We start from the raw sequence: 24,055 nt of genomic DNA, 5'->3' as shown, positions 1-24,055 counted from the left end.
GCGATAATCAGTGCCTTACTCTCTGATTTGCAAATCAATCAGAGAGCGCTCGCAGGCCAAAGGACAACCATATGACAGAGCAAGAATATTTCACCGTTCACCACAGCATCACCATCAACGTGGAAGCGTTAGGTACCGATTTTGCTTTGCCAGATGAAGAAACCTTTGTTGCTGAAATTCCGGCGCCTTTCATTGTCGCTTGTGAGTTTAGCCAATTAGACATGTTGTCAGACAACGCTCGCTCGGAACTAAAAAATAAAGATTTAAAGCACGTTATCAGCTTACTCGACACGCAAAATACCAAGCTCAACCTCCTGTTAAGCTTTATGCTGTCACAGCAAGATGACGCCTCCGTCAGATATCAAACCACGCAGTTTGGAGCGAGCCAGCTAAGCTATCATGCCAATAGCAAATTAGACATAGAACAGTTAGTGCGTGTGAAACTGTTCCTCGATAATCCGGCCGCAGCAATATACTGCTACGCTAAAGTCGTAGAATGTGCTTCGTCGGATCAGGGCTTTCTCGTCACGCTGAAATACAAAATGCTCAGAGACGCCGATCAAGACTTACTGATCAAAGCCGCCTTATACCAACAACAAAAACTTTTACGTCAGCGCTCACTGGAGCGAGATAAAAAATAACTCCTATGACAAAAGCAACGATACTTTCCGTCACCAACCCATCTGAGCGTGGCGATAAAAAACAGTTAGGTAATTTACCTGGCGCTGCTCTGCCGCTTGCGATTGCAGAGCTCGCAAAACAGCATACAAGCCATTCACTGCTTGTTGTGCCAGATCCTCAAATCGCCCTGAAACTGCAAGCAGAAATAGAGCAGTTCACCGATCAGCCTGTCAGCCTTTTCCCTGATTGGGAAACTCTGCCATACGATAACTTTTCTCCACATCAGGAGATCATTTCTGATCGGATTGCGCGCTTATACCAGTTACCGACCCAACAAAACGGCATCACGATTGTTCCAGTCAGCACCGTACTGCAGCGTCAATCTCCGCGTGATTTCTTGTTGCGACACACTTTAATGGTAAAAACCGGCGATCAGTTTTCACTCGAAAAGCTGCGTGTTCAGTTAGAAAACTCAGGTTATCGTCACGTAGATCAGGTTTTTGGCCCTGGTGAGTATGCAAGCCGTGGTTCCATTCTTGATCTCTTCCCTATGGGTTGCGATGACCCGTACCGTATCGATTTCTTCGATGATGAGATCGACACCATCCGTACGTTCGATCCAGAGAACCAACGCTCGATAGAAGACATCAAACAGATTCAGTTGCTTCCCGCTCATGAGTTCCCGACCACCAAAGAAGCGATTGAAGAGTTTCGTACCCGCTGGCGTACTCAGTTTGAAGCGCGTCGTGAGCCTGAATCGATTTACATGCAGGTGACCAAAGGAACGTGGCCGGCAGGGATTGAATACTGGCAACCCTTGTTCTTTGACCATACAGAAACCCTGTTTGATTACTTGCCAGAAGACTCGCAACTGATCACTTATGGTGACATTGAAGCTGCCGTAGAAACATTCTTGAATGATGTCGAGTACCGTTACGATCAGAAGAAAATCGATCCATTACGTCCACTACTTGCACCGCACGATCTGTGGCTGAAGAAGGATGAACTCTTCACCCACTTTAAACAGCTTCCGCAAGCACAACTGCATCTGGACAAAATCGTCAAGCGTGCTGGTCGTCAGAATTTGGCGGTGCAGTCGTTAGCTGAACTGGGCGTTCAACAGCAGAACAAAGAACCACTTTCGCGTCTGCGTCAGTTCAGTGAGCAGTTCACTGGCAAAATCATCTTCTCTGTTGAATCAGAAGGTCGACGTGAAGCGCTCACAGAACTTCTACAAGGCATTAAAGTTCGCCCTGTCGTTCACCAATCGTTCTACCAGGCGCTCGATTCTAAAGATCGATTTAGCTTGATTCTGGGTGCGACTGAGCATGGTTTTATCCATGATGAGCTGAACTTCGCCCTTATCTGTGAAAGTGACCTGCTTGGTGACCGCGTCATACAACGTCGTCGTAAAGACAAAAAAGCCGTCAACAGCGATACCGTTATTCGCCACCTTGCCGAGCTAAAACCAGGCCAGCCAGTTGTTCATATCGACCACGGTATTGGTCGTTATATCGGTCTGCAAACGCTTGAAGCAGGCGGTATGAAAACTGAGTACGTAACACTTGAATATCAAAACGACGCCAAGTTGTACGTACCTGTATCATCACTGAACCTTATCAGCCGTTATTCTGGTGGAGCAGAAGAGAGCGCGCCGCTGCATAAACTTGGCGGAGAAGCGTGGGTTAAAGCTCGCCGTAAAGCCGCCGAGAAAGTGCGTGACGTAGCAGCAGAGTTACTGGATGTTTACGCCAAACGTGAATTAAAACCGGGCTTCAAATTCGAATTGGATCGAGGTCAGTACGCCACATTCAAAGCAACGTTCCCATTCGAAGAAACCGATGACCAGGCAATGGCTATCAATGCCGTTATGTCTGACATGTGCCAACCAAAAGCCATGGATCGCTTGGTATGTGGTGACGTTGGTTTTGGTAAAACCGAAGTAGCAATGCGAGCAGCATTTGTTGCAACGGACAACAGCAAGCAAGTCGCAGTGCTGGTTCCCACTACCCTACTTGCCCAGCAGCACTTTGAAAACTTCCGTGACCGCTTTGCCAACTTACCGATCCGAGTAGAAGTGTTATCTCGCTTTAAATCGGCTAAAGAACAGAAAGCGATTTTGCAAGATGTAGCGGAAGGGAAAGTTGATATCGTCGTGGGAACACACAAACTGCTTTCTAACGATATTCGATTCAAAGACCTTGGCCTGCTCATTGTCGACGAAGAGCACCGTTTTGGCGTGCGTCAAAAAGAGAAAGTGAAAGCAATGCGTGCGGATGTCGATATTCTGACCCTAACCGCAACGCCGATCCCTAGAACGCTCAATATGGCGATGAGTGGAATGCGCGACCTGTCCATCATCGCTACTCCGCCAGCGCGCCGACTAGCAATCAAAACCTTTGTCCGACAACGTGAAGAGCCGGTTGTACGTGAAGCAGTACTGCGTGAAATCATGCGTGGGGGTCAGGTTTACTTCCTGCATAATCAGGTCGAAACCATTGAAAAGACCGCTGAAGATCTACAAAAACTGATTCCAGAAGCGCGTATCACTGTGGCACATGGACAAATGCGTGAGCGCGAACTAGAACGCATCATGAACGACTTCTACCATCAACGTTTTAACGTACTGGTGTGCACCACGATCATTGAAACAGGTATCGATGTCCCAACAGCGAATACCATCATCATGGATCGCGCGGATAATCTTGGTTTGGCTCAGCTGCATCAGCTAAGAGGCCGTGTGGGTCGTTCTCACCACCAAGCCTACGCTTATTTACTAACACCGCATCCAAAAGCGATGACCAAAGATGCCATTAAGCGTCTTGACGCCATTGCCTCTCTCGAGGATCTTGGCGCTGGCTTTACGCTCGCAACACACGATTTAGAAATTCGCGGAGCCGGTGAGCTACTTGGTGATGAACAAAGTGGGCAAATTCAATCGGTTGGCTTTACACTGTATATGGAGATGCTCGAACAGGCGGTTGAAGCATTGAAAGAAGGGAAAGAGCCATCGCTGGATGAGTTACTGCGCGAGCAGACCGAAGTGGAAATGCGCATTCCTGCACTCTTGCCGGATGATTACATCCCCGATGTAAATACACGTCTTTCAATGTATAAACGTATCGCGAGCGTCACCAACGCCGATGAGTTGTCAGAATTGAAAGTGGAATTGATTGACCGCTTTGGTCTTTTGCCTGACGCAACAAAAAATCTGCTGGCTGTCTCAGAACTGAAATTTGCCGCAGGTAGTCTGAAAGCGAAAAAGATTGAAGCCCATGATAAAGGCGGATTTGTAGAGTTTTACCCTGATGCTGACATAAATCCAGCGTATTTAGTTAAACTCCTGCAATCACAGCCTCAAAAATTTGCGATGGAAGGTCCAACTAAGTTCAAGTTTAGCGTACCATTAACTGACCGACGCAAACGAGTTCAGTTTGTTAAAGACTTACTGAATGATTTTAAACAGAATTTATTACCAACGAGCTAATAGTCGAATGAGAATACTGATCCCGTTATTACTTCTTTGTGTCTCAATGCCCTCTTGGGCACAACGTCAATTTGATATTGAAGTGATCATTTTCAAGCGCACCGTCGACGCGGAAAACACGAGTGAGTCTTGGCCAGACCAACTACCGAAAATCGACATGACCAATGTCGGCAGTTTAGATAGTGACGCTTATCGCTCATCTAAAGGTGTCTCCTTACTGCCTAGCTCTTCGTTTCGCTTAAACCCGCAAGAGGCTGCGCTGAACAATCACGCCGGATTTAGAGTATTAAAGCATGTAGCTTGGCGACAAGGTGATCAGGGACAAGGCAGTGCACCGACTTTCCGCATTGTAGCTGGCCGTGATTTTTCTGGCTCGTATTATTCCGATGGCAGCCCTATCGATGGTAGCCAAACCACGTTCACTAGCGATGGTTACAGTGAGTCAAACGTAAATGGCCCGTTGTACGAGTTAGATGGCAAAATTCAGGTCTACGTTCAACATTACTTGTTTGCAGAGACAACCATGGATTTGCGTGCGCCGGGTGTCAGAGAAATTCGTTTTGAGCCTAAACCCGTTGAACAACTTGCAAACGAAATGGGTGAAGCTGACGGAAATGTTCAGGTTGGTAACTTAGCCGATGTATCGCCAACCGTGACTGAAGAGAAGTTTCTTAAGACTTACCGCCTTGATCAAAAACGCCGCATGCGAAGCAGCGAAACACATTACCTGGACAGCCCTTTAATGGGGATGATCATCCAGGTACGCCGTGTAAACTAAACCATAAAAATAATAAAAGCGCAGCTCAGGCTGCGCTTTTGTTTTATAACTAAAAAAACGACCAGTAAGGGAGTCATATCAATTCATGAGCCCCGATTTTGAAATTATTACGCCGCGCTTAGCTTTACGTCTTATTCCTGCCGATGATGCAAATGCTCTGCATACGCTGCTTGCCGAATCTCCTTCACTGCATACCTGGTTAGACTGGTGTGGTGAAAACGTGTCACTCAAATACGCACAGGACTTCTTGCTTTCCACACGCTTGAACTGGGTGAAAACAGAAGCTTTTGGTTTTGGTGTTTATGACCGCGAAAGCAATGCCCTTCTTGGCATGGTGGCTATTAATGAGCTCTACCATACCTTTAACATGGCGAGTATTGGCTATTGGATTGCCGACCGTTATCAGCGACAGGGTTACGCACAAGAAGCGGTTTGTGCATTAGCCGAATTCTGCTTCGCTAAACTTAGCCTGACGCGTATCGAAATTGTCTGCGATCCAGATAATACTGCCAGTCAGGCACTGATCGAATCCGTTGGTGCACATCAAGAGGCTATTGCCAGAAACCGCTACATCTTTGACGGTAAGCCAAAAGATGGCATTGTCTATTCATTGCTACCAGAAGATCTAAAGTAACGTTTGGGACGTTATAGCAGAAAAACAAAAAGCCACCGACATGCGGTGGCTTTGTATTTATAACGGCTTAGAAACTTCGCACAGCTTTCGCTAAGCGAAGCTTAGTCTATTAATGCAGCTTCAAATTTGGACGCAATACGCGGTTGATTCGACCAACCAGCATCATCAAACCCGTTTTGAAAAGGCCGTGCAACGCAATTTGGTGCATGCGGTACAGTGAAATATACACCACGCGAGCGATACGACCCTCAACCATCATTGAACCTTTGGTTAAGTTGCCCATCAAGCTGCCCACTGTCGAGAACTGGCTCAGAGAAACCAAAGAACCATGATCTTTGTACACATAGTCTTTTAGTTCACGACCGTTGATCATCGCGACAATGTTGCTGAATGCTCGGCTTGCCATTTGGTGTGCAGCTTGAGCTCTTGGCGGTACAAACGAACCATCTTCCTGAGTACACTGAGCCAAATCACCGATCACAAAGATGTTGTCATCACGCGTGGTTTGAAGGGTACTTTTCACCACGAGCTGGTTGATTCGGTTCGTCTCCAGACCCGCGATGTCTTTGATGAAGTCAGGCGCTTTAATACCTGCCGCCCAAACCATGATTTTAGCGGAAATCTTCTCACCGTCTTTGGTCGTTAAGCCATCTTTCTCAGCTTTTGTCACCATCGTTGCGGTACGCACATTCACGCCAAGTTTCGTCAATTCTTGATGTGCTGCAGTTGAGATTCGAGAAGGAAGCGCAGGGAGAATCCGTGGGCCAGCTTCAATAAGGTTTACATTAAGCTTGCTCGAGTCTAAGTCACCAAAGCCGTATGCACGAAGCTCTTTAATCGCATTATGCAGCTCAGCTGAAAGTTCAACACCTGTTGCACCTGCACCAACGATTGCGATATCAACGGTACCGTTACCATTTTTCGCGTGGAGCTTAAGAAACTCATTGTTCATTTCGCTGCGGAATCGATGAGCCTGTTCAGGGCTGTCGAGGAAAATACAGTTTTCACGAACACCCGGAGTATTGAAGTCGTTTGAAGTAGAACCTATCGCCATCACCAGAATGTCATATTCCAGCTCACGGCTTGGCATTAACAGTTCACCATGTTCGTCTGTAAGCTCACTCAACGTGATGACTTTACGCTCACGGTCAATGTCTTGAAGGCTACCCATTTGGAAGTCGAAACTATGATTTTTCGCATGAGCACGGTAGCTCAATGCATCAACACCCTCGTCTAATGATCCGGTTGCTACTTCGTGTAACAACGGTTTCCACAAGTGGCTCGCTTTACGGTCTACCAGCGTAATTTGCGCACGGTTCTTTCGACCAATTGTACGGCCAAGCTTAGTTGCCAATTCCAGGCCACCAGCACCGCCGCCTACAACGATAATGCGTGTCACAATGATTTTCCTCTACAAAAATGAATAAATGGGTTCAGCTCGACCCTTCACTATCAGTCACACTGATGAGAAGCATCCAACCGATGAATTCTTGGTTCTTAGAGGTGTCTCAGCTTTTGGGATTAAAATAGATGCTTAATTTTTCTTCATTTTTATCAATTGGTTATTGTGCATCTTTTGTTGAGTCTGATACCTAAAGTTCAGACGAAAATGGGCAAGTTTTTTACCTGCTCTCAATAATTTTTTTGATATTTGTCAAACAATTTTAATCCCGCTCATTATATAGAGCCATGTATTGAAGGCAACCAAAATCCTTGCTCTGAATACGGTTTGCCTACTTTATCGACCAGTCTACAACACCGCCTTCGTGCCACATAGAACCTCTATGGTAAAACAATAGACAGAACACAATAATTGTTTAAAACAAAGGCAAATTTGGCTAAGTCATAGGTCCATATGGCAGAGCGACAGAAATCATAAATGAGGAGGGTTTGATAAAAAAATAACACTCCGCGGAGTGCCATTTTTGTTTAACAACTGGATGAAGTAGATCGTATTAGGTGTTTTTAAATTCTTTCACGGCTTGTAAATGATGTGAGATCTTCTTGAACTTGTGTGTTTGAGTCTCATCCCAAATAATAGGGTAATGCTTTTCTAGCTCAGCGGCGGTTTCTTTGTTATCGCGCACTTCGTCTTCTTTAGACAAAATAACCAGGCAATGCCCTTTATTCTTTGCTCGAAACTGATCGACACATTTAGTGGCAATGTCTTCGTACTCTTCAGGACGGTCAATACGCCCTGCCATATTCTTCTCAGGGTGCAGGTTCGGGTTGAAGATCACCTGTTTGATACCACATAGAAAACCAATTCGTTCTGACCAATAACCACCGAGACCAACACCACAAATCAATGGATTTGGATCATCGGATTGATCAATAACCTTCGACACCTCTTTTAACAAATGCTGCATATCGTGTTTAGGATGAAGCGTACTGTAATTAATAAAGCGAACGTCATCGTCGATAAATTGTAATTGAAGAACTTTTTCGTGGTTACCCGGGCTAGTGCTATCAAAGCCGTGCAAGTAAATAATCATCTGTACCTCTCCCTGTATATATCTGGTACTTTTCTTAAAACTAACACTATTTCCTTACTCTTAAAGGGGAATATGTCACGAGTTATTAAAACAGTGATCGTCAATACACAATAAACCTTTAAACTCGTTGGCACTGCTTAAGTATTGTTCATCTCCCCACAATTGATAAGCCAGTAAGTACCAAAGCATTGCCATCACCAATGTTCTTGGTTGCCACGCTCTCACCCCCTCCAACCAAACAGAGACATCTTCGATATTACGAATTTGGCAATAGCGTTCTACCCCACCGTTGATAGGCACATCGGCAACCTGCAGTATCAGAGCCAAGTCTAATCGTGGATCCGCGAGCCCGGCATACTCCCAGTCGATGGCTTTGACACCCTCATCGCCCCGAACCAAGTTGTAGCTACCTAAATCAAAGTGACACAGTGCCAGCGGCAGTGGCTTTATGCTCGGTTCCGTGCGCCACTTTTGATACAAAGCCTCAAACTCTGTTCCTGTATAGCTACCGCCTAATTCTAGCCAATAATGATCGATTCGGGAGAGATAAGAGAACGGAACAACTGGTACGGCCTTCGATGGGAAGGTGTGAATCGTTGCAGCGAGAGAAAGTAACTCGTCCAATTCGATACCAATATGAGAGAGTGTTTCTCCTTCTACCCACTCAACGAGAAGACCTTGTTCATGGATGAATACCGGTTTGGGACCAACGCCAAGAGACCCGATGGCGCTTAGAACCTGATATTCATTGTGACGAGAAATGAGAAAAGCCTGACACACTTTACTCAACGGCCTCCAGACGTAAGCTTGCCCATCAGCCGTTTCTAAGCGCCAACAACGGTTTGTCAGCCCTCCTGTGAGGGTTTGAACTTTCACAGGAGGTTCAATAAAGAAGACATCAAGCGCATTAAGCGTCGGATCCAGCTGTTTAGCCTGCGGCCAACAGAACAGTGCCATTGATGACTTCTCCATTAACTATCGGTTAGAGACCGAATAAGCTCTTCGATTGCGCTTTACGGATTTCTGTTTCATCCGCCCATTCGATCAAGCCAGTTTCGAGATCCATCAGTCGCATTGTCATTTTGTAGTACACGTCTTTGTCACTTCCTGCATTCTTCACAATGCTTGAAAGGTTGCCGTACAGCATGTATTGAGCACCAACCATTTTACCAAACTGAATAGCAGTACTTTGATTGACTAGCTCATCGGTATTCTGGAAGTTCAGCTGCTGACGAACAGACTCAACGCGGTCCATATCGACAAAACGGAACTTACCTGAATTCAGCATCTTAGTTGAAATCGTGTCTGTAATAGACTCAGTATCAATATGCTCGCTGGTCTTATTTTTAATGCGTTCAACAAACACAATAGGACGCTGATCACGAGTAATTGCAGCTACAGAACCAGACATCATCATGCTATCGACCATTTCAGCGGCAATGGTTTGCAGGTCGGTAGAACCAAAATCAATCGTGGTAGTTTCTGTCGCTTGCGCATCACCGTAAGAGACCTTGTTAGAACACCCCCCTAAAATGACGGCAAGACCTAAAAGAGCAATAATACTTTTTTTCATGAGAGTTCCTTAGTTTATTCAATACCTACGCACTCAAGGCGCAAGCTAAAAATTAATTGTCTTGTGCTTCTCTGATTTGTACTCGAAATCGAGTGCCGTTTGGATTCACTGTCACTTCAGAAAGTGTCACTGATTCAAAACCACGCACGATCGCTTTTCGCCACGGCCCCGGTTTGGTATTCACTTCCAGGCCGTTATTGTCATACCAGTAAAAGCGGTAGAGGATATGCTGATCACCTTGATAGTTACTATTAAGCTGAACCACGCCTCTTGGCCGGTCGTCGACATACGTGGTCGTAATCTTGTCTACCAGTAATCGACTGCCCAACACATTGTCGTTAAAAAAGAGTTGCTGCGTCTGACCATCAATTCGGATACCGGCAGTGTTGTCTGCACACCCTGCCAAACCTACAATCAACGCTAAGCCAATAAGCCAAGATCTCATTACAATATCCCCAGTTGTTTATGCCAAACAGTCGAATGTGCCCCCTGACGTGAAACCCAAACTAATGTCGTTTGCTGCGCAGGCACATCAAATTGATAGACTTGATCACCCAAGTTTAAACGTTGTGTGCCGGGTTTCACGATTTGAGAAGCGGTTTTTACTCTCGCTGGCAGCGTTTGCCAGCTTCTGGTATCAGGCTGCTCGGTTAATGTGTTCCAGACGTTAAAAAGAATGTTACCAACATCATCACCTTTCGCGGCCGCTTCTTTACGAATACGATCTTTTGCCCAAACTCGGATAGCCTGACGAATAACAATCGTCATCAAACGTTCGTTAAGATCGTTCTGCGCCATGGCATTGATATCGGCCAAATTACTGGAATTAAGTTTAGTGTCATTCAGGCTCAAATCACTAAACCTCTGCGACCCTCGGTTGGGGTAATAAGGCAGAGCTAGTGAATAGATCGCCCATCGTTTTCGACTGTCGTAAATGGGCAGATCAATACGCCAGCCTTGCAAAGCTTCAACCACACCTTGCTCATCAAAAATGATCACGCGACCTTGTGACTTACTCAAACCAGAGGGCGCTTTACCATAGCGTTTTTCCAGCAAGCGAAGGTCTTCCCTCATGCCTAGCTTCTTGGCGGCATACAGTGTACTTTCTATCACTTGTTTATTGTCTGGCATTACCGCCAGAGCGCGCCGGTAATCGACATACGCACTATTCAGGTCTCGCGACGCTTCATATAAAAGACCCGAAAGATAAAACAGATAGCCGTTTTGTACCGCACTGAGTTTCCCCCCTGCATCGGGATAGCTTGCCAGTACGCTACCCAAATTAGCTGACATGCCTTGGTTTTTCAGATCTTCTTCTGCGGCTTGTAACGATTTCTCACGTGCTTTTCTGGCAGCTTCCTGTACTTGGTTAGCACGACGAACTTCAACTAACGCGCCTTCCAGATCATTTTTCTGCAGGTAATTTAGACCCAGATATAAGTGCAAAAAGCCAAGCTCATAGTCAGCGGGTTGATAGTCTTTGAGGTTATCATTGACGGCTAAAGCACCGACACTGGTCGTCGTCTCAGACAGTGAGATTGTGGCACGCTCTTGTTGGACGCGGACAGCACTATCGCTTTTTTCCAGCGCACTAAGGCTGGTTGGATAGTCTTGGGCGAGAAATGAAAGTCTGCCTTTTTCGAAATTGCCAAGTATCTCACCACCAACATCACTCGACTGAAGTTGCTTGGCTTTTACATATTCTCCAGCAACCACAGCTTGGTACATTTCTTGGTTTTGATCACTGTAGTGGCTAAACAAATTACCCGCAGACAAATTAGCACAGCCGGTCGCCATAAGAGCCCAACTGACCAGCCCTAATAGCTTCACACCTAATTTCACATTTATCTCCACAAATGTGTGCTCAGAACAGAGTATAAAGTGGGTGGCCAATTCACCACCCAATAAATGCAGGCTAACTCACCACCATTGGCCCTAAAGGACGGCCGCCCAGTAGGTGCATGTGAATGTGATAAACCTCTTGGCCACCATGTGGGTTGCAGTTCACGATCAAGCGGTAACCGTCTTCAGCAATGCCTTCATCTTTTGCAAGCTTTCTCGCGACGGTAAATAGTCGTCCCATCATCGCTTCATCTTCAGCTTCGACATCATTCACTGTCGGGATCAATTTATTTGGGATGATAAGAATATGGCTTGGCGCGCGCGGGTTAATGTCACGGAAAGCGGTTACTAAATCATCTTGGTAAAGAACATCAGCGGGGATTTCCTTACGAATAATTTTACTAAAGATAGTCTCTTCCGGCATGGGTACTCCATTTTATAAGTTGTGTAACGTAGTTAGTATGCGCCAACCCTAAGCAGAGCTCAATAAAAACAGTGTTCACTTAACATTATTCATTAAGGTGTTTAAAACAAAGCCTTTTTTGTAGCCTGCGTCATAAAATGCGCGTCGCATAGTCAATACAATCCGGTTAATTTTGTTACATTTTTAAGACAACTATAAATTATCTCCAAATCACTTATAGATACTGTTCAGATATGGACTAAACCATTACGAATCCAGCATTTTGACGTCATTTGGAAAGCTTTTTGTCTATTTTTGGGAGAGGACGCTCACGTATGCGAGGTTCAGTAATTAAACGGATGTATGCTGGTTTTGGACTTATCATCATCCTATTCGCCGTCACTATTGCCATAATGATGGGTGGAATGAATGACATTCATGGCAAGTTTCAGACCGTATCCGAGTCATCTTTACCGCTGGTTTCGCTATCGAACCAAACCAGTGTCGAGTTACTTTCAGCAGATAAATCTTTCAAAGACTTCCTGACTACTGAGAATAAACAGCGCATGGACGAGTTGCGTCAGGAATTCGCCAAATCTCAACAACGTTTTGAATCCACCCTGGAGCAATTAAAATCCGCGAGTGAAATCTACCCTTCTCTAGCCGAACCCTTTGCTGAGCTAAAAACATTAGAGCAAAGCTACTTTACAGAAGCTATCGAAGCTATGGATAACTACGAAGCCATGTTCGCAGCCCAAGACGCGGTTCAGAAATCTTCACGACGCTTCCAAAAGCTGAATACTGAGCTCTCTATCGGACTGAAAGAATACGTTGATGATCAATCCAGTATTTCAGTGAAAGTGATGGCGAAAAGTTACTTCATTAAACTGAAAGACGCGGAAGTCATTACGTCAGATGCGTTGGCCAGCTCAAACTCTGACTTTGTTACTAAAGCCGTCGCTAAAAACCGTAAAGCGATATCGCACTTAAACGACGCGTTCCGTGGGCTGACAGCTCAGTTACCAGAACTTAAAAAAGTCTTCGGCGATTCAGTCGAACAGTTCACCCGCGATGTAGGCAAACGTGGTGGCGTTCTGGATCAGCACAACAGCTACCTCACCGCTCGCTCTGCGCTGTATGCCAACATAGCGAACCTTACCAGCAAAGTAGACGCAACCATGGCGATTCTTGAGCAGTTTACAACTACCGCCACGGATAAATTAAATGAATCTCTTGCTGACGCGGGCGATATCTACTCGGCAGGGGTTACAAAAGCCATGATCATTGGTGTTGTTGTGGTGCTGTTTGCTGCCGCTATCGGCTATCACATTGCTCACAGTGTGCGTGAACCTCTAACCAAGATCCTCAACGTACTTGAAAGCCTAACCGAAGGCGATATGACGCAGCGAATAGATGTTCGTTACAAAAATGAATTCAGTCGGGTAAGCGGCCACATCAATTCGCTCGCGGATAGCCTGCACAACATTCTGGTTAAGTTGAATGATGCGTCTGAAAACCTGGCGTCTACGGCTGCCACTAACGAGCAAACCTCTTCCCTCGCTCAGAGACAATTGAATTCTCAACGTGAACAGACCGCCAATGTCGCGACAGCAATGACTGAAATGTCACATTCCGTTCAGGAGGTGGCACAAAATGCTCAAAGCTCGCTTGAGATGGTACAGCGCGTTGAGTCGGCTTCAGAAGAAGGTCGCAACATTATGAGTGGCAATATCAGCACGATTAATCAGCTGGAGACGCGTTTACATGAGTCTGTCAGTGCCGTTTCTGAACTACAGAAGATGAGCGCACAGATTGGCTCTATTCTGGATGTGATTCGTAACATTGCCGAGCAAACCAACCTATTGGCGCTGAATGCTGCCATTGAGGCCGCTCGCGCTGGCGATCAAGGACGTGGTTTTGCCGTCGTTGCGGATGAGGTACGTGTTCTTGCTTCCCGTACCACAGAATCAACAACCGAGATTGAGTCGATGATTAGCAATCTTCAATCGAGCTCCCAATCGGCTAATCATGTGATTCAAAGCTGTATGAACGATATGGAAGAGTCGGTGGAACAAGCTTCAAAAGCCAATAGTTCGATGGAAGAAATTCAGGCACTTATCATCGAGATTAGTCAAATGAGCACCCATATTTCACAGGCCGCCGCAGAGCAAAGTGAAACATCAGCAGACATCGCTCGCAGTATTGAAGACATCAACAATATCGCAGATGAGAGCTATCAGGCCATGTCTAACATCGCGCAAACCAGTGAATCGCTGACTCATCTGGCACATCAACAAAACTCGCTGGTGCACCGATTTACGCTATAGCCATAATTAAAGGAACTGGTTCAACCAACTGTGCAAGGGCGACTTTTTATGATGTCGCCCTTGTTTTTTATCCGTCGTGTCTACATATCGTTAGTATGGCCGACTCATCCTCTTGCATATCTATTTTCGAGCGGCCGCATAAAAAGGAAAATCTATGGCTGTTCATGTTGGTATAATTGACCAAGACCCAGTGAGATTGGTTACCCCTCTATTGGATAATCGCACGCTAAGTTCGCATATTGTCTTCATCGGCGACTCTAGCCAAAAAGAAATGTACAACCGACTGAGCTCCGTATTAACGCAGCGAGAGATTACTTCCGAATTCTTTGAGATCCCTTCCGCAGTCAATACCACGTTAATTAAACAATCGATTCAGAAATTAGCGAAGGACCTTCACGATCGCGGCGAAGAAGTAAAACTCAATGCCAGCTGTGGCCTTCGACATCGTTTACTGTCTGTTTATGAAGTGTTCCGCACTTATCACTGGCCAATTTTTGTGGTTGAGCCAAACAGCGACAAATTATGCTGGCTTTACCCTGATGGCCAGGAAGACACTCAGGTAGAAGACCATATTAAGATTGCTGATTATCTGACGATTTTTGGTGCTCGAGGCGAGTTCCAGTACCTTGACCTTCCTCCTCTGCTTGATAAAAAGCTATACGATTTGGGTGAGCGTTGGGCTTCAAACGCCCTTGAGCTTGGTCCTGGCTTAGCCACACTCAACTATCTTGCAACGACGTGTCGTAAAGAGCAGAAGCTGGATGTAGAGCTGTCTGAAAAGCAACAAGGCTATCGCGAACTTAACATGCTGCTCAGTGATCTTGTTGAAGCGCAAATTGCCACCTACGAAAACGGCATTCTGACCTTTGCAAATGAAGATGCTCGTCGTTTTTCTAACGGCGAATGGCTAGAGACCTTGGTACACAGTACCGTTAAGCAGATTCAAGACACGATGCCAACGATTCAAGACCGCTCATTGAATGTTCAGGTCTACCGTAAGCTTGGAGAAAGTGAAGTTCGTAATGAACTGGACGTCGCGACAGTGGTAAACAATAAGCTTCACATCATCGAGTGTAAAACAAAGGGTATGCGTGATGACGGCGATGATACGCTGTATAAACTGGAATCACTTCGCGACCTTTTAGGTGGCTTGCAAGCCAGAGCCATGCTGGTCAGCTTCCGTCCGCTACGTCATAACGACATTACTCGTGCCGAAGATCTGGGATTAGCTCTGATTGGTCCTGATGAGCTAAAAGATCTGAAAACACACCTTACTGCGTGGTTTAAAGCGGCAGGTGGTTCAGACGAGGTTTAATCAACACAAAATACAAAAAGCAGCGAAAACGCTGCTTTTTTCATGATTGTGTACAACCAAAAGCAAAAAGCCAGAGGTTTCCCTCTGGCTTTTTCAATTCTATTCCGTCAATGAAAGACGAATTAAAGCATTTTACGCGCTGCTTCTACGACGACTTTGATAGAGCGAGCTTCTGTCTCTTTCAGAGTAGAGTGATCCGGGATCTCTTTCTGTGTACGGTTGATAATTACACCTGCAACACAACCTGCTTTAAGACCAGAACTTGCACACATGGTTAGCAGTGTCGCTGATTCCATTTCAAAGTTCAGAACGCCCATGTCTTGCCACTCTTTCATTGAACCTTGGAAACGCTTAACAACGCGGCCAGTAAATGTATCGTAACGCTCTTGACCTGGGTAGAAAGTATCACTTGATGCTGTTACGCCCATATGAACAGTGGCACCAGACTCTTCCACAGCAGCTTTCATCGCTGTTGCAACGTCAAAATCAGCAACCGCAGGGAACTCCATTGGTGCGAAGTGCAGGCTCGCACCATCCAGACGAACAGAGCCCGTCGTCACAATCATGTCACCAACGTTTACGTTTGGTTGGATAGCGCCAGTGGTACCAACGCGGAGGAAAGTACGTACTCCAAGCTGAGCTAACTCTTCAACCGCAATAGAAGTCGAAGGGCCACCGATACCAGTTGAACAAACCACAACAGGCTTACCGTCCAACTCTGCACGGTATAGCGTGTATTCACGTTGGCTTGCAAGAAATACTGGGTTCTCCATTTGTTCAGCGATTTTTTGAACGCGGGCAGGATCACCTGGAATAATGGCTAGAGTCGCACCATTAAGATCAGCTTCAGTAACACCTAGATGGAATACAGCTTGAGACATAAGTCGCTCCTTATTGTGGCTTATTTTTTCGGCAATAAGCTCATTAATCTGTGGTTGGGTACAGAACCACTGTAACCAACCTTAAGGGGATATATAGTGATATTAATCACACCAACGAAATGTAATATAACCACACTTTCACACAAAATAGATTTGCATCACACTTTTAGTGAAATTTAAATCCAGTTGCATATAAGATAGACAACCATTACCACCCAGCTATCAAGCCGAGCAATACCGAGTGCAAGAAAATAAAAAACCCGAGACACCGTCATGTCTCGGGTTAAATATAGTGCAACTTTGTTTCAATACTACATGTGCTTCGACTTAAAACGTAACAGCCTTAACGCATTCAGTGTCACCAATGCTGTCGCTCCACTATCGGCCAATACTGCCATCCAAAGTCCGGTAATACCAAACAGACTCGTCACAAGAAAAACGCCTTTAAGGCCAAGTGCTAACGCAACGTTCTGGCGAATATTGTTCATTGTCGCACGTGACAATTCGATCATTGCTGGTAGTTCTGACAGACGATTATGAGTCAGAGCCGCATCTGCCGTTTCAAGTGCCACGTCCGTCCCGCCTCCCATGGCAATACCAATACTGGAAGCCTTCATCGCTGGCGCATCGTTGATTCCATCTCCCAACATTGCAACGGTATGCTGCTTCGAAAGCATTTCAACATAATGTACTTTGTCGGCAGGCAACAAACTGGCTTGATAATCTAACCCTATTTGGCTGGCGATGGCTTCCGCGCTGCGAGGGTTATCTCCCGTTAACATCACAGAGCTGATGCCTAACCCTTTCAGAGCAGAAACGGTAAGTTGCGCATCTTCACGTAACGTATCCTGCCAGGCAATCAAACCCACGATTTCTTGCTCAAAGCGTACGATAACCACCGTTTTCCCCGACGATTCCAGGTCAGTAACCTGATCTTGTATTTCCTGGGAAAGCTGAAATTCCGATTTCGACGGGGCAATTACCTGAATTAACTTACCTTCCACGAGCCCTGTTATGCCCGAGCCAACCTGCGCAGTTTTTTCGCTTGCTTCTGGTATTGTGATACCCAACTCTTTGGCCTTATTGACCAACGATACGGCTAATGGGTGGCTTGACCCCACTTCAATCGACGCAGTATGGCTCATTAACTGCTCTTTGGTTACACCATATGCCAACACATCGGTGACTTTAGGCTTACCCTCTGTCAGCGTGCCGGTTTTATCAAAAGCCACCGACTCCACTTTCCCAAGCAACTCTAATGCGGCACCGCCTTTGATTAATGCACCGCGACGAGCTCCCGCCGCTAAACCTGAAGTAATCGCAGCTGGTGTCGAGATAACCAAAGCGCACGGACAAGCGATCAGCAGCAGTGCCAACCCACGGTAAATCCAAGTCTCCCAAGGCTGAGAAAACAGCAGCGGCGGAGCAACAACGACCACCAACGACACTAACATCATTAACGGCGTATACCATCGGCTGAACTTATCTAAGAAACGTTCCAGCGGGGCTTTTCGTGATTCTGCTTCTTCAATCAAATGTAAGATGCGATCAATCGCATTATCACCTTGTCGTGAAGTAACTTGCACCTGTACTACCTTATCAACCACGACGGCACCCGCCATGATTTTTCCGCCTTCTTCGTATTCAACAGGTACGGATTCTCCAGTCAGCGCGCTTTCATCAAAGCTGGCCATTGAGTTCATTAGCATGCCGTCGGCAGGCATACGACCTCCGGGCGCTACTTCAATCACATCCCCCGGCTGAAGTTGAGAGGCAGGCACTTCTTTGCGCACCCCCTCTTGAATCAAGATCGTGTTTTCAGGAACCAAATCCATCAGGGCCTGAATGCCACTACGAGCACGCGATGATGCATACGCTTCTAACTTTTCACCAATAAGGAAAAGCAATAGCACCATCGCCGCTTCTGCGGTTTCACCTAAATATAATGCGCCTAACGCTGCAACGCTCATTAGGGTTTCAATCGCAAACGGCGTTCCTCCTTTGGCTAACTTCACCGCTTTACGTGCGATAGGAAATAGGCCAAGTAGACAGGTTAGTGTGAATATCCATGAGCTCACTTGAGGGCTCACATTGGCAACCACAGCAGCGACTAACATGGCTATAGAGATAGACAAAATTTGCAAATTGTCTGAAATAACACCGCGCCAACCTTTACTTTGATTTTTCTTCGTTGGTTTATCGAGTGACGCAAGTGGAAAGCCCGTCTGACGAGCGGTTTGTTCAATAAGAGAGGTAAGTGAATGGTTGTCGAAATCCACGATCAGTTTCTCAGTAGAAAACAACACTTTTGCATTGCTGACACCGTCTAAACTGGTAATGGCTTTTTCAAGCTTTAAAGCACAGGACGGACAGTCCATATCAGAGACCAGCCAACTATTGCGAATAGAAGCACTGCGGATAGAAGCATTGGACAGTTTTTCGGGGGCTTCTTCTTCGGGAGAATCTGAGCTGCAACCACCACTACAGCAGGAGCCTTCTGTCGTATCAACACTCGCTTGCGAAATATTAACTGTCGGTTTGGTTGGCTCACAACAGGAGTCAGTTGCACCTAGCGGCACCGCCGATTTGATTTTGCCTGATTGGCAACCTTGATGTTTCGTACACATAAGTTCATTCCTTACTGGTGAAAAACTCTTCATCTAACAATAAGGATAAGCCTTGGAGTAAGCTCCAAGGTCAAGTTGAATTACTAAAAATTTTTTACCCAAAAGACCAAACACAACCCCATTAAAAACAAAAAGACGCCAGTGCGCCTTTCTGTTTTCATTTAAAAGTTAACTGACTATACCGGATGCATGAAGCACTCGTTGAGTGTTACACCCAATGCTCTCAAAACATCACGTCTGGTAATAATGCCAACCAGTTTTCCCTTGTCATCAACAACTGGATATACCTTAGGCTTACCCACTTTCATCATATCCGCTAACTCAATAATCGACATTTCAGGCGACACAGAAAGTACATCCTGGTGCATGCATTCCTGAACCGTGTGCGTGTCTTGGCAGTGATAACTCGCTTTAACCAACTTATCCAACAAGTCCTGTTCTGATAAGAATCCCACTACCTTTTTATTCTCATCGATAACAGGACCACCGAGAGTGACACTTTTTATTACCTTGTTCAAAGCAGCCGAAAGCGACATGTCTTTGGTGAAAGTCACTGCTTGCAACGTCATGTAATCTTTTACTTTTAATGATCGCATTCTTATCTCCTTAGAACCATATTCTTGCGGCCTTAAGATAAGTGTCGTCTAATTTTTTGATTTTACTAAATGGAAAGTGCCAATTTTGCTCATAGGGCTAGACTATTGATCTTTCCACCAATTAACAGAGTGACGAAACCAACAAAAACGCAGTTGCATATTTATGTCATTCACTCCTCTCTTAGCCATTATTTTCCATACCATTAACTAAACCGAATGAGCATAAATACGCTGCTTTTTATTGCATGTGTAGAGGTAGTGAACGAGGTAACGGAACAAGTAAACTAAATACAAAAAAGCCAGTCAGAGAGACTGACTGGCTTTATTCACTTAATCAAGCGACTTAGAAATTAAGCGTTTTCCATCGCAGCAACGATATCACGCGCCACGGCTTCCGCGACTTTGATACCGTCGATACCAGCAGACAAAATGCCACCAGCATAACCAGCACCTTCACCCGCAGGATAGAACCCCTTCAAGTTGATGCTCTGGAAGTCTTTGCCACGTTTAATACATACTGGTGAAGAGGTACGCGTTTCTACACCCGTCAACAAGCCATCGTCTGAAGCAAATCCTTTGATCTTGCGGTCAAAAGCTGGGATCGCTTCACGAATCGCTTCAATTGCGAACGGTGGTAGTGCTTTCGACAAATCAGTCAGTTTAATGCCCGGTGTGAATGATGGTTCCACATCACCCAACTCACTTGGATCGCGACCTTTAAGGAAATCACCAATCTTCTGCGCTGGTGCATCGTACGTCTCACCACCTAGCTTGTATGCGCCAGATTCCAATTCACGCTGCAGGCGAATACCTGCAAGCGGATCACCCGGGTAATCTTGCTCTGGAGAGATACCCACTACAATCGCACTGTTTGCGTTACGCTCTGAACGAGAGTATTGGCTCATACCGTTGGTTACTACGCGGCCTTCTTCTGACGTAGCCGCAACTACAGTACCGCCCGGACACATACAGAAGCTGTAAACAGTACGGCCATTCTTACAGTGGTGCACCAGTTTGTAATCCGCAGCGCCAAGAATCGGGTTACCTGCATTTGGACCAAAGCGCGCTTCATCAATCATCGATTGCTTGTGCTCAATACGGAAACCAACCGAGAATGGTTTTGCTTCCATGTAAACACCACGATCATGCAACATTTCAAAAGTGTCACGAGCACTATGGCCAACCGCAAGAACGATGTGGCGAGACTTAATTTCTTCGCCATTAGATAGCGTTACACCCGTAATCTGACCATCTTCCATGTGAAGATCATCCACACGTGTGCTAAAGCGGATTTCACCACCCAGTTCGATGATTTTCGCGCGCATTTTCTCGATCATCGTAACCAGTTTAAAGGTACCGATGTGCGGCTTACTTACGTAAAGAATTTCTTCTGGTGCACCCGCATCGACAAATTCAGTGATCACTTTACGGCCGTAGAAGTTTGGATCTTTTACCTGACTGTAAAGCTTGCCGTCAGAGAACGTACCTGCGCCGCCCTCACCAAACTGCACGTTTGACTCCGTATTTAGAGCACGCTTACGCCAAAAACCGAACGTATCTTTAGTACGTTCACGTACTTCTTTACCACGCTCAACAATGATTGGGTTAAAGCCCATTTGAGCCAAAACCAGACCAGCAAACAGACCACAAGGACCGAAGCCGATGACCACAGGGCGTTCTTTTAGGTTTTCAGGTGCTTTCGCGACAAATTTGTATTCCATATCTGGAGTTTGGCGAACATGTGGGTCTTTCGTAAACTTCTCTAGCAGCGCCGTTTCATCACCTTCAACAATGATGTCTAGCGTGTAGATAAGCTGAATATTCGTTTTCTTACGAGCATCGTAGCCGCGTCTAAAGACGTTAAAGGAGATAACTTTCTCAGCAGGAATGCCAAGCTTTTTAGTGATCGCGTCTAATAGCGCGCCTTCCTTATGATCAAGAGGAAGTCTAATTTCATTAATACGAATCATATCGATGTCTCGGGTAGTTGGTGTCTTAGCCAAAACCCTGCGAAATACAGGGTCAGCTCACAATGGCGCGCATTTTACGAGAAATTGAATTGTCTGTCATACTAAATCAAAGTGAGAGGGGCTATTTAACCTATCGAATGTTGAATTTTACCTTGGGACGAGTATTATCCCCTTTCTTTGATTTTGACTAACTTAAGAGCGGATTATCATGGCATTTGTCGTAACCGATAACTGTATCCAATGTAAATACACTGACTGTGTCGCAGTGTGCCCGGCTGATGCCTTTCACGAAGGGCCAAACTTCATGGTAATCAACCCAATAGAGTGTATCGACTGCGGCTTGTGTGTCGACGAGTGTGACGCTCATGCGATTTTTCAGGAAGATGAAGTCCCAGAAGATCAACAAATCTATACGGCATTAAATGCAGAGCTTGCTGAGATTTGGCCAGTACAGACTGAGGTAAAACCAGCAATGGAAGACGCTGAGAAATGGAATGGCGTGCCAAACAAGCTAGATATGTTGGAAAAATAAAAGCATCCAAAACGGAAAAAGCGTAACAACCGAAGTTGTTACGCTTTTTTTGTGTCTCAATTCAGCTCAATTAGCTGTGTTGACGACGCATGTTGTCCAGAATAATGCCCGTCGCCATGGCAACGTTAAGCGACTCTGCGCCACCAAAAGCTGGAATGGTGATTTTGTCAGTCACGAATTTCGACGCTTCTTCACGCACACCGTGTGATTCACTGCCCATCAGTAAGATACCTTCGGCAGAGAAATCGGTTTTATGTACGCTTTCCCCTTCCAGAAACGCGCCGTAGACTGGCAAGTTCGCTTGCTCTAAGTAGCTTGGCAGGTCAACAAGGCTAACCTGAACTCGGCCAAAGCTGCCCATCGTCGCACTAATGGTTTTAGGGTTGTACGGATCCGCACAGTCCGAACTCGCGACAATGTGCTTAATGCCGTACCAATCCGCTACGCGAATGATGGTACCTAAGTTACCTGGGTCAGACACACCATCTAGTGCAATCATCAGACCTTTTGCCTGAGGCACTTTTGTACTTGGAATTTCTACGACCGCAATTGCCGCGTTGTTACTGACCAGTGTGCTTGCTTTGGTCAAATCATCCAATGATGCTTCGATACAATCGAACTGACCAAGATCTTGGCGGTGCTGTTCAAGAAATTCAGCTGTAGCAAAAATCTGTTTCACCGTTAACGAACTCGTTGCTAGCTCCAGTACGTTCTTTTCACCCTGAACCAGAAATAAGCCGTGTGCTTTACGTTGCTTCTTTTGTCCCAAAGCACGAAGCAGTTTTAATTGGTTTTTTGAAATCATGAAAATATCCCGGGAGAAAATGGTTAAGTACCGAATAAAACGCAGGGATTATAGAGTAAAGACGTGCGCAGCTAAAGAGAGGTTGAAGTGAGAAGTAAAAGATAGCTAGCGAGTTTAAGCAGTTTCTCACTGTAAGGCCTTTGTCGTCATCTGTAACCAACGACATTCGAATCATTAATAATGCTGATATAGAATGCCGCGGTCACAATGGTAAACCATTCTTTATTAGCCGACTTTCTGCATTTCCTCAGAGCCTATCCTTTGCTGATCACGCGTAAAGAACGCGTCCATCCAATGCAAAAAAAGCGCGGAATCGTTAGGCTTTTTCAACTGAGCAAACGCATCCTCATACTGACGTTCAGACAACAGATGTTGGCGCTTTCTCACCAGTAGCTCGGTAAACTCGGAGCTGAATTCGGGATGACCTTGTACGGTTAAAATATGATTGTCTTTGACCAGCATGAAGTTAGGACAAAAATCGTTTCCTGCGATTACGCTCATCTCTTTGGGTACAATCACCACCTGATCTTGGTGGCTTACCAGCATACGCGCACTGTCAATGGCAAGATTCATCCATTTCTTAAGTGCCACGACTTTTACCTCATAACTGCCCAAACCCCAACCTTTCTCAGACTTTTTAACCACCCCACCAAGTGCTCTGGCAATTAACTGATGTCCGAAACAAATCCCGACCAGTGGTTTTCTTCTTGCTTCACAGCAACGAATCCAATCAGCTAAATCCAGAATCCATGGCAAATCGTCATAAGCGTTGTGCACACTACCGGTAATAATAAAACCGTGGCACTCATCAAAACTTGGTAACTCACCTTTTATCGCATCAAAATTTTGAAACGTCATCGCGTCATTCACACTAGCAAAAGCGCTTTCAATCATATCTGCATATTGGCCGTGGCCATCAGACAAAGGTGGATCGACATATCCGCAGGTTATTATCCCAATTTTCATTATTCACCTATCATCCTTGAATTTACATTTCACTTGATTTTAAACCGTTCGATCATCAAGCGGCGATACTTTTCATTCTAGTATCAAATCGCACGTCATCTATTCCAAGACCGTTATTCAATTAACGAACCCCAATATTTAACAAGATAGACTAAATACGCAGTTTTTATATCTAAAAATCATAAAATACTGAACACTTTGTT

At 45.6% G+C, this 24,055-nt stretch carries 20 protein-coding genes; 7 read left to right on the top strand and 13 right to left on the bottom strand.

Annotation, left to right across the window (positions count from 1 at the left end; all coding sequences use genetic code 11):
• Positions 1-71: 71 nt before the first annotated feature.
• From DBX26_RS04805 to DBX26_RS04790, 4 genes are all read left to right on the top strand, one after another.
• Positions 72-641 carry a PilZ domain-containing protein gene (locus DBX26_RS04805; protein ID WP_014231282.1) on the top strand — a complete coding sequence of 190 codons (570 nt, stop codon included), beginning with the start codon at positions 72-74 and terminating at the stop codon, positions 639-641.
• Between the two features lie 5 nt (positions 642-646).
• Positions 647-4,108 (top strand): transcription-repair coupling factor, encoded by a 3,462-nt coding sequence (gene mfd / locus DBX26_RS04800; protein WP_118118038.1) that lies wholly within the window; start codon positions 647-649, stop codon positions 4,106-4,108.
• A gap of 7 nt (positions 4,109-4,115) precedes the next feature.
• On the top strand, positions 4,116-4,886 hold the full coding sequence (locus DBX26_RS04795) for a peptidoglycan binding protein CsiV (protein WP_162889664.1): 771 nt from the start codon (positions 4,116-4,118) through the stop codon (positions 4,884-4,886).
• 85 nt (positions 4,887-4,971) lie between these two features.
• Positions 4,972-5,520, top strand: coding sequence for a GNAT family N-acetyltransferase (locus tag DBX26_RS04790; RefSeq protein ID WP_014231279.1), 549 nt, complete (start codon positions 4,972-4,974; stop codon positions 5,518-5,520).
• Positions 5,521-5,629: 109 nt separating this feature from the next.
• On the opposite strand, the gene DBX26_RS04785 is transcribed toward DBX26_RS04790, so the two are convergent.
• The 7 genes from DBX26_RS04785 to hinT all read right to left on the bottom strand — a co-directional run bounded on the left by DBX26_RS04785 (position 5,630) and on the right by hinT (position 11,854).
• Positions 5,630-6,919: an NAD(P)/FAD-dependent oxidoreductase gene (locus DBX26_RS04785; RefSeq protein ID WP_118118034.1), complete on the bottom strand. Its 1,290-nt coding sequence runs from the start codon at positions 6,917-6,919 to the stop codon at positions 5,630-5,632.
• 556 nt (positions 6,920-7,475) lie between these two features.
• A complete protein-coding gene (gene ycfP, locus DBX26_RS04780; RefSeq protein ID WP_014231277.1) occupies positions 7,476-8,015 on the bottom strand; it encodes an alpha/beta hydrolase YcfP in 540 nt (179 codons plus the stop codon).
• Between the two features lie 75 nt (positions 8,016-8,090).
• Positions 8,091-8,972 carry a thiamine kinase gene (thiK, locus tag DBX26_RS04775; protein ID WP_118118032.1) on the bottom strand — a complete coding sequence of 294 codons (882 nt, stop codon included), beginning with the start codon at positions 8,970-8,972 and terminating at the stop codon, positions 8,091-8,093.
• A gap of 25 nt (positions 8,973-8,997) precedes the next feature.
• The gene (lpoB, locus tag DBX26_RS04770; RefSeq protein ID WP_014231275.1) at positions 8,998-9,588 is read right to left on the bottom strand and encodes a penicillin-binding protein activator LpoB; all 591 of its coding nucleotides are present in this window, start codon (positions 9,586-9,588) and stop codon (positions 8,998-9,000) included.
• Positions 9,589-9,640: 52 nt separating this feature from the next.
• The gene (locus DBX26_RS04765; RefSeq protein ID WP_118118030.1) at positions 9,641-10,033 is read right to left on the bottom strand and encodes a YcfL family protein; all 393 of its coding nucleotides are present in this window, start codon (positions 10,031-10,033) and stop codon (positions 9,641-9,643) included.
• Positions 10,033-11,430, bottom strand: coding sequence for a COG3014 family protein (locus tag DBX26_RS04760; protein WP_118118028.1), 1,398 nt, complete (start codon positions 11,428-11,430; stop codon positions 10,033-10,035). The genes DBX26_RS04765 and DBX26_RS04760 overlap by 1 nt, the downstream gene beginning before the upstream one ends.
• Before the next feature lie 73 nt (positions 11,431-11,503).
• On the bottom strand, positions 11,504-11,854 hold the full coding sequence (gene hinT, locus DBX26_RS04755) for a purine nucleoside phosphoramidase (protein ID WP_020332840.1): 351 nt from the start codon (positions 11,852-11,854) through the stop codon (positions 11,504-11,506).
• A gap of 314 nt (positions 11,855-12,168) precedes the next feature.
• Here hinT and DBX26_RS04750 point away from each other — a divergent pair, with 314 nt between their 5' ends.
• Together DBX26_RS04750 and DBX26_RS04745 are read left to right on the top strand one after the other, a co-directional pair.
• On the top strand, positions 12,169-14,160 hold the full coding sequence (locus DBX26_RS04750) for a methyl-accepting chemotaxis protein (protein ID WP_118118026.1): 1,992 nt from the start codon (positions 12,169-12,171) through the stop codon (positions 14,158-14,160).
• 154 nt (positions 14,161-14,314) lie between these two features.
• Positions 14,315-15,475: a DUF1887 family protein gene (locus DBX26_RS04745; protein ID WP_014231270.1), complete on the top strand. Its 1,161-nt coding sequence runs from the start codon at positions 14,315-14,317 to the stop codon at positions 15,473-15,475.
• A 122-nt stretch (positions 15,476-15,597) separates the two neighbouring features.
• On the opposite strand, the gene udp is transcribed toward DBX26_RS04745, so the two are convergent.
• From udp to DBX26_RS04725, 4 genes are all read right to left on the bottom strand, one after another.
• On the bottom strand, positions 15,598-16,356 hold the full coding sequence (gene udp / locus DBX26_RS04740; RefSeq protein ID WP_014231269.1) for a uridine phosphorylase: 759 nt from the start codon (positions 16,354-16,356) through the stop codon (positions 15,598-15,600).
• Between the two features lie 311 nt (positions 16,357-16,667).
• The gene (locus DBX26_RS04735; RefSeq protein WP_118118024.1) at positions 16,668-18,983 is read right to left on the bottom strand and encodes a zinc/cadmium/mercury/lead-transporting ATPase; all 2,316 of its coding nucleotides are present in this window, start codon (positions 18,981-18,983) and stop codon (positions 16,668-16,670) included.
• Positions 18,984-19,159: 176 nt separating this feature from the next.
• Positions 19,160-19,579 carry a CBS domain-containing protein gene (locus DBX26_RS04730; RefSeq protein ID WP_014231267.1) on the bottom strand — a complete coding sequence of 140 codons (420 nt, stop codon included), beginning with the start codon at positions 19,577-19,579 and terminating at the stop codon, positions 19,160-19,162.
• Positions 19,580-19,929: 350 nt separating this feature from the next.
• Entirely contained in the window at positions 19,930-21,549 is a 1,620-nt protein-coding gene (locus tag DBX26_RS04725; RefSeq protein ID WP_118118022.1) for an NAD(P)/FAD-dependent oxidoreductase, read from the bottom strand.
• 208 nt (positions 21,550-21,757) lie between these two features.
• On the opposite strand from DBX26_RS04725, the gene fdxA reads away from it, so the two are divergent.
• Positions 21,758-22,081: a ferredoxin FdxA gene (fdxA, locus tag DBX26_RS04720; RefSeq protein WP_014231265.1), complete on the top strand. Its 324-nt coding sequence runs from the start codon at positions 21,758-21,760 to the stop codon at positions 22,079-22,081.
• Between the two features lie 70 nt (positions 22,082-22,151).
• On the opposite strand, the gene DBX26_RS04715 is transcribed toward fdxA, so the two are convergent.
• Together DBX26_RS04715 and DBX26_RS04710 are read right to left on the bottom strand one after the other, a co-directional pair.
• Positions 22,152-22,886 (bottom strand): RNA methyltransferase, encoded by a 735-nt coding sequence (locus DBX26_RS04715; RefSeq protein ID WP_065296573.1) that lies wholly within the window; start codon positions 22,884-22,886, stop codon positions 22,152-22,154.
• A 225-nt stretch (positions 22,887-23,111) separates the two neighbouring features.
• Positions 23,112-23,852, bottom strand: a complete 741-nt coding sequence (locus tag DBX26_RS04710) for a GMP synthase (RefSeq protein ID WP_020332835.1) — start codon at positions 23,850-23,852, stop codon at positions 23,112-23,114.
• Between the last annotated feature and the right edge of the window lie 203 nt (positions 23,853-24,055).

Source organism: Vibrio sp. dhg, from assembly GCF_003443775.1.
Classification (GTDB): domain Bacteria; phylum Pseudomonadota; class Gammaproteobacteria; order Enterobacterales; family Vibrionaceae; genus Vibrio; species Vibrio natriegens.
The sequence above is the reverse complement of the archived record's forward strand: the minus strand, read 5'-3'. Positions and strand labels throughout refer to the sequence as shown.

Excerpts from the sequence above, each read along its gene's own strand:
- DBX26_RS04730 (WP_014231267.1), bottom strand. The coding sequence starts at position 19,579 with ATGCGATCATTAAAAGTAAAAGATTACATGACGTTGCAAGCAGTGACT.
- DBX26_RS04715 (WP_065296573.1), bottom strand. The coding sequence starts at position 22,886 with ATGATTTCAAAAAACCAATTAAAACTGCTTCGTGCTTTGGGACAAAAG.
- DBX26_RS04745 (WP_014231270.1), top strand. The coding sequence starts at position 14,315 with ATGGCTGTTCATGTTGGTATAATTGACCAAGACCCAGTGAGATTGGTT.
- lpoB (WP_014231275.1), bottom strand. The coding sequence starts at position 9,588 with ATGAAAAAAAGTATTATTGCTCTTTTAGGTCTTGCCGTCATTTTAGGG.
- DBX26_RS04710 (WP_020332835.1), bottom strand. The coding sequence starts at position 23,852 with ATGAAAATTGGGATAATAACCTGCGGATATGTCGATCCACCTTTGTCT.
- DBX26_RS04735 (WP_118118024.1), bottom strand. The coding sequence starts at position 18,983 with ATGTGTACGAAACATCAAGGTTGCCAATCAGGCAAAATCAAATCGGCG.
- DBX26_RS04805 (WP_014231282.1), top strand. The coding sequence starts at position 72 with ATGACAGAGCAAGAATATTTCACCGTTCACCACAGCATCACCATCAAC.
- DBX26_RS04790 (WP_014231279.1), top strand. The coding sequence starts at position 4,972 with ATGAGCCCCGATTTTGAAATTATTACGCCGCGCTTAGCTTTACGTCTT.
- mfd (WP_118118038.1), top strand. The coding sequence starts at position 647 with ATGACAAAAGCAACGATACTTTCCGTCACCAACCCATCTGAGCGTGGC.
- DBX26_RS04765 (WP_118118030.1), bottom strand. The coding sequence starts at position 10,033 with ATGAGATCTTGGCTTATTGGCTTAGCGTTGATTGTAGGTTTGGCAGGG.
- DBX26_RS04725 (WP_118118022.1), bottom strand. The coding sequence starts at position 21,549 with ATGATTCGTATTAATGAAATTAGACTTCCTCTTGATCATAAGGAAGGC.
- thiK (WP_118118032.1), bottom strand. The coding sequence starts at position 8,972 with ATGGCACTGTTCTGTTGGCCGCAGGCTAAACAGCTGGATCCGACGCTT.
- hinT (WP_020332840.1), bottom strand. The coding sequence starts at position 11,854 with ATGCCGGAAGAGACTATCTTTAGTAAAATTATTCGTAAGGAAATCCCC.
- fdxA (WP_014231265.1), top strand. The coding sequence starts at position 21,758 with ATGGCATTTGTCGTAACCGATAACTGTATCCAATGTAAATACACTGAC.
- udp (WP_014231269.1), bottom strand. The coding sequence starts at position 16,356 with ATGTCTCAAGCTGTATTCCATCTAGGTGTTACTGAAGCTGATCTTAAT.
- DBX26_RS04750 (WP_118118026.1), top strand. The coding sequence starts at position 12,169 with ATGCGAGGTTCAGTAATTAAACGGATGTATGCTGGTTTTGGACTTATC.
- ycfP (WP_014231277.1), bottom strand. The coding sequence starts at position 8,015 with ATGATTATTTACTTGCACGGCTTTGATAGCACTAGCCCGGGTAACCAC.
- DBX26_RS04795 (WP_162889664.1), top strand. The coding sequence starts at position 4,116 with ATGAGAATACTGATCCCGTTATTACTTCTTTGTGTCTCAATGCCCTCT.